At 58.9% G+C, this 9854-nt stretch carries 9 protein-coding genes and 1 pseudogene; 5 read left to right on the top strand and 5 right to left on the bottom strand.

The window, feature by feature from the left end; translation table 11 throughout:
* Nucleotides 1–106 precede the first annotated feature (106 nt).
* Nucleotides 107–325: pseudogene (rpmB, locus tag ACIQYF_RS04270) on the top strand (50S ribosomal protein L28); the annotation flags it as partial.
* 11 nt (nucleotides 326–336) lie between these two features.
* Nucleotides 337–492, top strand: coding sequence for a 50S ribosomal protein L33 (gene rpmG / locus ACIQYF_RS04265; RefSeq protein WP_003437824.1), 156 nt, complete (start codon nucleotides 337–339; stop codon nucleotides 490–492).
* 150 nt (nucleotides 493–642) lie between these two features.
* Here the strand turns inward: rpmG and ACIQYF_RS04260 are convergent, their stop codons facing one another.
* Together ACIQYF_RS04260 and ACIQYF_RS04255 are read right to left on the bottom strand one after the other, a co-directional pair.
* On the bottom strand, nucleotides 643–1218 hold the full coding sequence (locus tag ACIQYF_RS04260) for a hypothetical protein (RefSeq protein WP_402857170.1): 576 nt from the start codon (nucleotides 1216–1218) through the stop codon (nucleotides 643–645).
* Between the two features lie 243 nt (nucleotides 1219–1461).
* Nucleotides 1462–1824, bottom strand: coding sequence for a cupin domain-containing protein (locus tag ACIQYF_RS04255; RefSeq protein ID WP_402857168.1), 363 nt, complete (start codon nucleotides 1822–1824; stop codon nucleotides 1462–1464).
* 242 nt (nucleotides 1825–2066) lie between these two features.
* Here ACIQYF_RS04255 and ACIQYF_RS04250 point away from each other — a divergent pair, with 242 nt between their 5' ends.
* Nucleotides 2067–3560 (top strand): aldehyde dehydrogenase, encoded by a 1494-nt coding sequence (locus ACIQYF_RS04250; protein WP_402857166.1) that lies wholly within the window; start codon nucleotides 2067–2069, stop codon nucleotides 3558–3560.
* 153 nt (nucleotides 3561–3713) lie between these two features.
* Nucleotides 3714–4859 (top strand): MFS transporter, encoded by a 1146-nt coding sequence (locus ACIQYF_RS04245; RefSeq protein WP_402857164.1) that lies wholly within the window; start codon nucleotides 3714–3716, stop codon nucleotides 4857–4859.
* A 101-nt stretch (nucleotides 4860–4960) separates the two neighbouring features.
* On the opposite strand, the gene ACIQYF_RS04240 is transcribed toward ACIQYF_RS04245, so the two are convergent.
* Nucleotides 4961–6496 carry a phospholipase D family protein gene (locus tag ACIQYF_RS04240; protein WP_402857188.1) on the bottom strand — a complete coding sequence of 512 codons (1536 nt, stop codon included), beginning with the start codon at nucleotides 6494–6496 and terminating at the stop codon, nucleotides 4961–4963.
* A 30-nt stretch (nucleotides 6497–6526) separates the two neighbouring features.
* Nucleotides 6527–7954, bottom strand: coding sequence for a PLP-dependent aminotransferase family protein (locus ACIQYF_RS04235; RefSeq protein WP_402857162.1), 1428 nt, complete (start codon nucleotides 7952–7954; stop codon nucleotides 6527–6529).
* A 169-nt stretch (nucleotides 7955–8123) separates the two neighbouring features.
* On the opposite strand from ACIQYF_RS04235, the gene ACIQYF_RS04230 reads away from it, so the two are divergent.
* Nucleotides 8124–8357: a DUF1127 domain-containing protein gene (locus ACIQYF_RS04230; protein ID WP_402857160.1), complete on the top strand. Its 234-nt coding sequence runs from the start codon at nucleotides 8124–8126 to the stop codon at nucleotides 8355–8357.
* Between the two features lie 67 nt (nucleotides 8358–8424).
* On the opposite strand, the gene ACIQYF_RS04225 is transcribed toward ACIQYF_RS04230, so the two are convergent.
* Nucleotides 8425–9726 carry an NAD(P)/FAD-dependent oxidoreductase gene (locus ACIQYF_RS04225; RefSeq protein ID WP_402857158.1) on the bottom strand — a complete coding sequence of 434 codons (1302 nt, stop codon included), beginning with the start codon at nucleotides 9724–9726 and terminating at the stop codon, nucleotides 8425–8427.
* Between the last annotated feature and the right edge of the window lie 128 nt (nucleotides 9727–9854).

Here is a 9854-nt window from a genome sequence, read left to right as displayed (position 1 = left end):
CTACAGCCCCGCCGCGCCCAGCGCCAAACGACTGAGAGCCCAACCGGCCACCCCATGCCGGGCCGCGCATGTGGCTGTAGCGGGCCGAGGCATGTCGAGAGTCTGACAAGTTACCGGTACGCGGCCGGTGACTGGGAATAACATTTCCCACGCAAATAACAAAACCCGTCGTCGTTTCCTGCCGAACCTGCAGCATCACCGCTTCTGGGTTGAAGAAGAGAAACGTTTCGTGCGTCTGCGCGTATCTGCCAAAGGCATGCGTATTATCGACAAGCGTGGCATTACTGTCGTGCTGGCCGAAATCCGTCGCGCTGGCAAGATCTAAGGGAGCTAATCATGCGTGAATTGATCCGTTTGGTGTCGAGCGCTGGTACAGGCCATTTCTACACCACAGATAAGAACAAGCGCACCACTCCGGACAAAATCGAAATCAAAAAATTCGATCCGCGGGTTCGCAAGCACGTGATCTACAAAGAAGCAAAAATCAAGTAATTGGTTTTTCTTCTACAAAAAAGCCCCGACTCTCACGAGCCGGGGCTTTTTTGTTGCGTCTGAATGTCAGTCCTTTGACATGCATGCGCGCGCAGCATTTTTCAAACCAATGGGGTCATCCTTGTCCCGAACAAGCAGCTCCGGGCTGAATTAATATGGGTACGGCTGCCCGGTTTGTATTACCCGTGCACTGAGGCCGTGAAAACCCTCACCACTGCAGACCAGATAAGGGAATCCGTCCTGGTACTTCCTGTGGGCTACCACGTCATCTGAGTTCCTGAATCTCATGTTGTAAAGCCACTCACCTGCCTTGATCGACGCGGGATCGACTTCATCCAGCCTCCACAGTTCTTTGTCATACGGTCCTCGTCTGTCGTTTTCTGCGATGTACAACCCCAGAAATCCATTACGACTGGTATCGATTCGCGCGCCATAAAAGAGCTCCTCCTTTGTCAGGCAGATAGCACGCACGTCATAACCATAGAACCCATCATCAACATAGCAGCCGAACCAGAAGTCCATTTTCATGACCTCTCTGACGCGCACTACGTTGTTGTACTTGGTGTAGTTGTCTTTACCTGCAAATAACCAGCCGTCGTTGGTTTTAAAAGGGGTGCTGGCATCGTAGCTCGCGCCTATTCGATGCAACGTGTCGTCACCTTCGTGCCTGTCACGCCAGTAAAGCTCCACTCTGAAACTGTACGCTTGCTTGTATTGAAAACTCATAAAGGCTCCCTGCCTGTGTTTATCAGCCGTGAAGATGTGAATTCGATTTAAATGCAGCATTGACTGGCAACACCGGCTCATTTGATGAGCACCTCGTGCCCCGTTCTCAAAGCATGGCTCAAATGCGTTTTTCAGAACGGCTCGAGGTATTTCAAATAGTTGAGTGCCGCTAATGCCAGAGCCAAAACAAAAAAGCCCTGCCATCTCCCGAAAGCAGGGCTTCAAGCGCTCAGGAACAGTCGTTTAGACTTTCTGCTCAAATGCCACGTACATTTTCCGACAAGGCTCCAGCACTTCCCATGTGCCTTTGAAACCCGCCGGGATGACAAAGCGATCACCGGCTCTCAGGGTCTTGGCGTTACCTTCTCTGTCACGCAAAACCGAAACTCCCTGCAAGATCTCGCAGTACTCGTGCTCGGTGAAATTCACATCCCATTGGCCAACGTCGCTTTCCCACATGCCGGCGTTCAACTGTCCACATGGGCTGGCGTAATGGTTATGCAGAACTTGCTCGGGATTACCCTTCATGACCTTTTCCGGGGGCAGATGGTAGCGTTCGGCCTGGGTGTTGGCGGTGCTGAAGTCGACGACGTTCTTGATGCTCATTGTTTTTGTCCCCCCGAAATTGCAGTGTGAGTAGCCAGGAAAGCCAAAGTCTATGTTTATTAAAACGAACAAGCCATGGCGTTTGCGACCACAGTGTCAAATATATTGAAAGTCCCTGGGCCACTGGTTTAGGGTGGCGCATGCCTCGTGCCGATCACGCTAGAAGATTGGACAGCATTCCTGACACGCCACGCTAAAAAGGCTGTGGCGAATGTATTTCAATAAAAGTGGAGGACACTCGAATGACCACCCTGACGCGTGCTGACTGGGAACAACGGGCCCAACAGCTGAAAATCGAAGGTCGCGCCTACATCAACGGTGAATACACCGACGCGGTCTCCAATGAAACATTCGAGTGCCTCAGCCCGGTCGATGGCCGTTTGCTGGGCAAGGTTGCCAGTTGCGATGCGGCAGACGCCCAGCGCGCTGTCGAAAATGCGCGCGCAACCTTCGAATCGGGTGTCTGGTCGCGTTTGGCTCCGGCCAAGCGTAAAGCTGCCATGATCCGCTTTGCCGGTTTGCTTAAGCAAAACGCCGAAGAGCTGGCCCTGCTTGAAACCCTGGACATGGGCAAGCCAATCAGCGACTCCCTGCACATCGACGTGCCGGGTGCCGCCGGTGCCCTGAGCTGGAGCGGCGAGGCCATCGACAAGATTTACGATGAAGTCGCAGCTACCCCGCACGACCAACTGGGTCTGGTGACCCGTGAAGCGGTCGGCGTAGTCGCTGCCATCGTGCCGTGGAACTTCCCGTTGATGATGGCCTGCTGGAAACTTGGCCCTGCGCTGTCGACCGGTAACTCGGTCATCCTCAAGCCGTCCGAAAAATCCCCGCTGACGGCCATCCGCATCGCTGCTTTGGCGGTTGAAGCCGGCATTCCAGCAGGTGTGTTGAACGTGCTGCCGGGCTACGGCCACACCGTCGGCAAGGCCCTGGCCTTGCACATGGACGTCGATACGCTGGTGTTCACCGGTTCGACCAAAATCGCCAAGCAATTGTTGATTTACTCCGGCGAATCCAACATGAAGCGCATCTGGCTCGAAGCCGGTGGCAAGAGCCCGAACATCGTCTTCGCCGATGCTCCCGACCTGCAAGCTGCTGCTGAATCGGCTGCCAGCGCCATTGCCTTCAACCAGGGCGAAGTCTGCACCGCCGGTTCGCGTCTGCTGGTCGAGCGTTCGATCAAAGACACCTTCTTGCCTCTGGTCATCGCCGCTCTCAAAGACTGGAAGCCTGGCAACCCGCTAGACCCTTCCACCACCGTGGGTGCACTGGTCGACACGCAGCAAATGAACACTGTGCTGTCGTACATCAAGTCTGGCCACAGCGAAGGCGCAAAACTGGTGGCTGGCGGGAACCAAATCCTGCAGGAAACCGGTGGCACCTACGTTGAGCCGACTATTTTCGACGGCGTCAGCAATGCCATGAAAATCGCTCAGGAAGAAATCTTTGGCCCCGTGCTGTCGGTGATTGCCTTCGACACCGCTGCCGAAGCGATCCAGATTGCCAACGACACGCCCTACGGCCTGGCTGCTGCGGTCTGGACCGCGGATATTTCCAAGGCTCACCTGACCGCCAAAGCCCTGCGCGCTGGCAGCGTTTGGGTCAACCAATACGATGGCGGCGACATGACCGCTCCGTTTGGTGGCTTCAAGCAGTCGGGTAACGGTCGTGACAAATCGCTGCACGCCTTTGACAAGTACACCGAGCTGAAGTCCACCTGGATCAAGCTGTAATACCCTAAACGCAGCACTCTACTGTGGGAGCGGGCTTGCCCGCGATGAAGTCACCTCAGTCTGTCGATCAGACTGGGGTGTCGGATTCGCGGACAAGCCCGTTCCCACAGTGGTTTTATGACAACAAGATGGGTTATCCACAGGAGCACATACATGCGTTGGGCGACTTATTTCGCCGTGCTGGCCTCGGTGCTCAGCGTCGGCCTGGCGCTGGGCGTGAGCATGCCGCTGGTGTCATTTCGGCTCGAAAGCTGGGGCTATGGCGGGTTCGCGATTGGCGTGATGGCAGCCATGCCTGCTATTGGCGTACTGGTCGGGGCCAGCGTGGCCAGCAAGCTTGCGGCGCGCTTTGGCACGCCCGGCCTGATGCGTTTGTGCCTGTGGTGCGGAGCCCTGTCGATCGGGTTGCTGGCATTATTGCCCAGCTACCCGGTGTGGCTGATATTACGGCTGCTGATCGGCGTCGTGCTCACGGTTATTTTTATTCTCGGCGAGAGCTGGATCAACCAACTGGTGGTCGAGCAATGGCGCGGTCGGTTGGTGGCGCTGTATGGCTGCTCATATGCCCTGAGCCAACTGTCCGGGCCGCTGCTGCTGGGCGTCGTGGGTTCGCAGGACGACTACGGTTTCTGGATCGGCGTGGCACTGCTGACCCTGGCGCCCTTGCTGTTGCTGGGACGTGACGGCGCACCGGTCACCGAAGCGTACCGCGTCACCTTCAAGGATTTGCTGGAGTTCTGCCGGGGGCTGCCCGCTATTGCGTGGGCTGTAGCGCTGTTTGCAGCTTTTGAGGCGATGATCCTGACATTGTTGCCCGTCTACTGTCTGCGCCAAGGGTTCACCGCCGACATCGCACTGGCGATGGTCAGCACCGTGGTGGTGGGCGATGCCTTGTTGCAACTGCCGATTGGCGCGCTGGCCGATCGCCTGTCCCGGCGATCACTGTTTACCGGCTGCGCCGTGCTGCTGATGCTGTCGAGCCTGGCGGTGCCATTCTTGCTCAACACCCTGTTGATCTGGCCGTTGTGGGTGATCTTTGGCGCCAGCGCGGGGGGGTTGTTCACCTTGTCGTTGATTTTGATTGGCGAACGCTATCGCGACGACGCACTGGTGCGGGCTAACGCGCACGTCGCGCAGTTGTGGGGCATTGGCTGCCTGATCGGGCCATTAGCCGCTGGCGCAGGCAGCCAGTGGATCAGTGGGCATGCCTTGCCACTGTTCATGGCTGCCGGGGCCTTTGGCCTGGTGATATTGGTGCTGCGCCAGGGTGCATTTGGCGCCGAGCCCACTGCAGCCTAGCTGGCCGATCGCGGCGTGCCCGCGGCGTAAGGCCGGAACCGGTAAAAAGCCGTTGCGCATGAAAGGGATATGTACCCAGCCAGCCTGCGTATGAGTAAAAATTACAACATTTTCTCCAGGCCCACGGTTTTGCTGACCCAGGCATTCAGCCGGCGCCACCAGTTGCCCGGCTCTCGGGTCAGGGTGTGCATCTGGCCGTTGTCTTCAGTCACCCAGACGATCTTCCCCTGTTCAAGCGTGGGCTCATAACTCAGCGCTGGCGCCATGCCTTGCAGGGCCAGCTTGCGCGCCTCTGCGGCCAGTTCAGGGCTGTCGACCAGCACGCCGACTTCGGTGTTCCACAACCCCGAGCGCGGGTCGAAGTTGAACGAGCCGATAAACGACTTTTGCTGATCGAAGATCATCGCCTTGCTGTGCAAGCTTGAGTCCGAACTCATGCCTGGATGAAACAGGTGCAACCCGCTGCCACCCGTACTGCCCGGCTGGCGGCGCAGTTCATAGAGCTTGACCCCGTGCTCCAGCAGCGCCTTGCGGTACGGCGCGTAGCCGCCATGCACGGCAGGCACGTCGGTGGCTTCCAGCGAGTTGGTCAACAATCGCACATCGACCCCGGCATCTGCGCGGCCTGTCAGGTACACCAGCCCGGTTTTGCCCGGCACAAAGTACGCCGAAATCAATATCAGCTCTTTGTTGACGCTCGCGAGGTCGGGAGCCAGTTGGGTGGTCAGCAGCAGATGCGGGTCGGGCTCGTCCTTGGCCAGCACTTTACTGGGCGCATCCCACAGCGCCTGGTTCCAGGCCCAGATCAGCTCTTTGCGCCACACGTCCATCTGTGGGTGGGTTTCATAGGCAGCCAATTGCTGGAACAACGCTTGGTTGGCCCGTTTCGACTTTTTCAGCGACGCTTGCAGTGCCGCGCGCGCTTCGGACAATTCTCGATGCGACAGGCGCGAAGACACAAAATCGCCAATCGGCTGACTCAGCGCGCTGTTCCAGTATTGATCGAAGCTGTGCCCCAGCTGCTCGGCCACAGGGCCGACGCTGAGCAGGTCGATGTCGGTGAAGTTCAAATCAGGCTGGGCATCGAAATACTCATCGCCCAAGTTGCGCCCGCCGACAATCGCCGCGCTGTTGTCGGCCAGCCATAGCTTGTTATGCATGCGCCGGTGCTGGCGCGAAAGGTTGAACAGTCGGCCGACGGCGCGGGTCACGCCGGTGCTGCGGCCCAGTTGCAAGGGGTTGAACAGGCGGATTTGGATGTTGGGATGGGCCGCGAGGGTTGCCAGGATGTCGTCCAGGCCGTCGCTGGCGGTGTCGTCGAGCAGGATACGCACCCGCACGCCGCGATCTGCGGCCTTGAGTAACTCATCCACCAGCATGCGCGTGCTCAAACCGTCATGGACGATGTAGTACTGCAAGTCGAGGCTGGTTTGCGCGTTGCGTATCAGCTCGGCGCGCGCCCTGAACGCTTCGCTGCTGTTGGGCAGCAAACGAAACCCGGAACGGCCTTGATAGGCTGCCGCCTGCGCCTGAATCGAACGACCAAAGGCTGAGTCCGAGGCTGGCAGCGCCTGGCTCGGTGCGCGGTTTACTTCCAACGTGCTACAACCCCCAAGGCACAACGCAAACAGCAACATGCACAGTGATTTCAACGTGTGGCGCCCCGTTTAGTGATCAGCGGCTTCAGCCAACAGCGTGCTGGCTGTTGCGCCGACTTTGCGCACTGCGTCTTCAATCTGTTGCGTAGGTTTGGCAGCGTAGTTCATTCGCAAGCAGTTACGGTACTTGCCCGAAGCCGAAAAAATACTGCCCACGGCAATTTGCACCCCTTGCCCCAGCAGTGCGCGGTTGAGACGCAAGCTGTCAAACCCTTCCGGCAGCTCAAGCCATAGCATAAAGCTGCCTTGAGGACGGCTGGCGCGGGTGCCGGCAGGAAAATAGCGACTGACCCAGCCCAGCATCACGTCGCGATTGCGCTGGTATTGGGTGCGCATCTTGCGCAAGTGCGGTTCGAAATGGCCGTTTTTCAAGAAATCGGCAACGGCCAGCTGCGGCTGCGGTGCCGTAGAGCCGGTGCTGATGTATTTCATGTGCAGCACCCGCTCCAGATAACGCCCGGGCGCGACCCAGCCCACTCGCAAGCCGGGCGCCAATGTCTTGGAAAACGAGCTGCACAGCAACACCCGGCCATCATCGTCGAATGACTTGATGGTGCGCGGGCGCGGGTAGGTGTAGGCCAGTTCGCCATACACATCGTCTTCGATAATCGCCACGTCGAAGCGCTGCGCTAGCGTCACCAGCGCTCGCTTGCGCGACTCGGGCATGATGTAGCCCAACGGGTTGTTGCAACTGGGCGTGAGCTGAATGGCCTTGATCGGCCACTGTTCCAACGCCAGCTCCAGGGCTTCGAGGCTGATACCGGTCAGCGGGTCGGTGGGGATCTCCAGCGCCTTCATGCCCAGCCCCTTGAGGGTTTGCATGGCGCCATGAAAACTCGGTGAGTCGACCGCCACAATGTCCCCCGGCTCACACACCGCCCGAATGCTGCACGACAGCGCTTCATGGCAGCCGGTGGTGATCACCAAGTCGTCCGCCCCCAACTGACAGCCTGAGTCGAGTAACAAGCGCCCCAGTTGCTCGCGCAGGGCCAGTACCCCGTATACGTTGTCGTAATACAGACCAGGCAAGTCCAGGCGGCGGCTGATCTGCGCCAGGCTGCGCAACAGCGGCTTGATGGTGGGCGTGGTCACGTCCGGCATGCCACGCCCCAACTGAATCACGTCTTTGTGTGGCACCGAGCGCACTAGCTCCAGTACCTGTTCCCACTGCGAAATCTCAACCGGCCGTTGCGCCGGTTTGCCCATTCCCGGCAAGGCTGGGAGTTCGCGGTCCATCGGCACAAAGTAGCCTGATTTGGGCCGCGGCGAAGCGAGGCCGTTGTCCTCCAGCAGCCGATACGCTTGCTGCACCGTGCTTAAACTCACGCCGTGCTCGGCGCTTAACGCCCGCACCGAAGGCAGGCGGTCGCCCGGTCGATAAAACCCCTGTTCGATGCGTGTGCCAAGCAGGTCGGCGAGATTAACGTAAAGGGTCATAGCAGGACTCTCGAAAGGGCGACCAGTACAGATGGGGCAAAAACGGAGGATTCAGCCCGTAAAAGCGGTTATCTGTATGCAAGTAAAAGCGTATTGCTGAATCTGTCATGGTTTTCGGCGCAAGGCCATGATGCTGACTCCAAGCAATGGAGTCAAAAGGAGCTGCGCGATGAATGGTTTGAGCGATGAACGTCTGACGCTGCACGGCCCGCAATTGCTGGCCGAGCACGAGACCCGTCAAATCGTCAGGGTGCCCAACGGTCTGGGTCGTTGGGGCTTGTTTTGGCACCGCGCCCGTACCCGCCGTGACTTGCTTAAGCTGGACGCGCAGCAACTGCGGGACGTGGGGTTGAGTGCCGAAATGGCTCGGCACGAAGGCTGCAAACCGTTTTGGCGTCCATGAGCACAAAATTGTGCGCGACGTGTGACCTTGTGGGAACTGGCAAGCCAGCTCCCACGGGGTTTTTTAGTTAGCCCAGTTCTTTCAGGCGGTGCCACAGCATGCCCAGCGCGAGCAAGGGCGAACGCAGGTATTTGCCCCCAGGGAAGGTGATGTGCGGGACTTTGGCAAACAGGTCAAACCCCGTGCTGTGCTGGCCACTGATGGCCTCGGCCAGCAGCTTGCCCGCCAGGTGCGTGGCATTCACTCCGTGGCCTGAGTACGCCTGTGCGTAATACACGTTGGGTTGATCGCTCAGGCGACCAATCTGCGGCAAGCGGTTGGCACCGATGCCGATCATGCCGCCCCATTGGTAATCAATTCGTACGTCTTTAAGGTGCGGGAACACATCCAGCATCTTGGGCCGCATATAGGCGGCAATGTCTTGCGGGTCGCGGCCCGAGTAATGACATGCGCCGCCGAACAGCAAACGGCGGTCAGCCGACAACCGGTAGTAATCCAGTGCCACGCGCTGATCGCACACCGCCATGTTTTGCGGGAGCAAGGCGTGGGCCTGGGCTTCGCTCAACGGCTCGGTGGCGATGATGTAACTGCCCGCCGGCAGCACCTTGCCACTGAGTTGCGGGTTCAAGTCCTTGAGGTAAGCGTTGCAGCCCAGTACCAGGCTTTTGGCCCGCACCGATCCTTGGGCGGTGTGTACGCGCACTTCGGGGCCGTAATCGATGCGCGTGACGGTGGAGTTTTCAAACAACTGCACGCCCAGTTGCGCCGCAGCGGCGGCTTCGCCCAGCGCGAGGTTAAGCGGGTGCAGGTGGCCCGAGCCCATGTCGATAAAGCCGCCGACATAGCGGTCCGAGCCCACCACGCTGCGCACTTCGTTGGCTTGCAGCAGTCGGGTTTCATGGCGATAGCCCAGACCACGCAGCTCTTCGGACTCTTCGGCAAAGCCTTCAAGGTCGCGAGGTTTGTTGGCCAGATCGCAGTAACCCCAAGTCAGGTCGCAGGCAATGTTGAAACGCTCGACGCGCTGGCGAACGATTTCCACCGCCTCCAGCCCCATCAGTTTCATCTGCCGTACGCCCTCTTTACCGATCACCCCTTCGAACTGATCCAGGCCATGACCGACGCCGCGAATCAGTTGCCCGCCGTTACGTCCGCTGGCGCCCCAGCCGATTTTGTGGGCTTCGAGCAGGACGACACTCATGCCGCGCTCAGCCAGTTCCAGCGCCGTGTTGAGCCCGGAAAAACCACCCCCGACCACACACACGTCCGCCACCCGCTCACCTTGCAACACCGGATGGTCGGGCTGCGGCAGGCTGCTGGCGGCGTAATAAGAAGCGGTGTGCTGGCTGCGCTGATCCGGGGCGCTCATGTGCGTAATCCTGATTATTTATGTTTGGAAAATTTTACGGAGCATAAGCCGTGCCAATCCCGAGGGGCAAGAACAGCCGTACGGTGCTGTCTAGGGCGGGGGATTTCAGGCAGACTCTGGGCCCTTTT

Origin of the sequence: Pseudomonas sp. NPDC096917 (assembly GCF_044762555.1) — a bacterium.
GTDB lineage: Bacteria > Pseudomonadota > Gammaproteobacteria > Pseudomonadales > Pseudomonadaceae > Aquipseudomonas.
The sequence above is the reverse complement of the archived record's forward strand: the minus strand, read 5'-3'. Positions and strand labels throughout refer to the sequence as shown.

Excerpts from the sequence above, each read along its gene's own strand:
- rpmG (WP_003437824.1), top strand. The coding sequence starts at position 337 with ATGCGTGAATTGATCCGTTTGGTGTCGAGCGCTGGTACAGGCCATTTC.
- ACIQYF_RS04260 (WP_402857170.1), bottom strand. The coding sequence starts at position 1,218 with ATGAGTTTTCAATACAAGCAAGCGTACAGTTTCAGAGTGGAGCTTTAC.
- ACIQYF_RS04255 (WP_402857168.1), bottom strand. The coding sequence starts at position 1,824 with ATGAGCATCAAGAACGTCGTCGACTTCAGCACCGCCAACACCCAGGCC.
- ACIQYF_RS04250 (WP_402857166.1), top strand. The coding sequence starts at position 2,067 with ATGACCACCCTGACGCGTGCTGACTGGGAACAACGGGCCCAACAGCTG.
- ACIQYF_RS04245 (WP_402857164.1), top strand. The coding sequence starts at position 3,714 with ATGCGTTGGGCGACTTATTTCGCCGTGCTGGCCTCGGTGCTCAGCGTC.
- ACIQYF_RS04240 (WP_402857188.1), bottom strand. The coding sequence starts at position 6,496 with ATGTTGCTGTTTGCGTTGTGCCTTGGGGGTTGTAGCACGTTGGAAGTA.
- ACIQYF_RS04235 (WP_402857162.1), bottom strand. The coding sequence starts at position 7,954 with ATGACCCTTTACGTTAATCTCGCCGACCTGCTTGGCACACGCATCGAA.
- ACIQYF_RS04230 (WP_402857160.1), top strand. The coding sequence starts at position 8,124 with ATGAATGGTTTGAGCGATGAACGTCTGACGCTGCACGGCCCGCAATTG.
- ACIQYF_RS04225 (WP_402857158.1), bottom strand. The coding sequence starts at position 9,726 with ATGAGCGCCCCGGATCAGCGCAGCCAGCACACCGCTTCTTATTACGCC.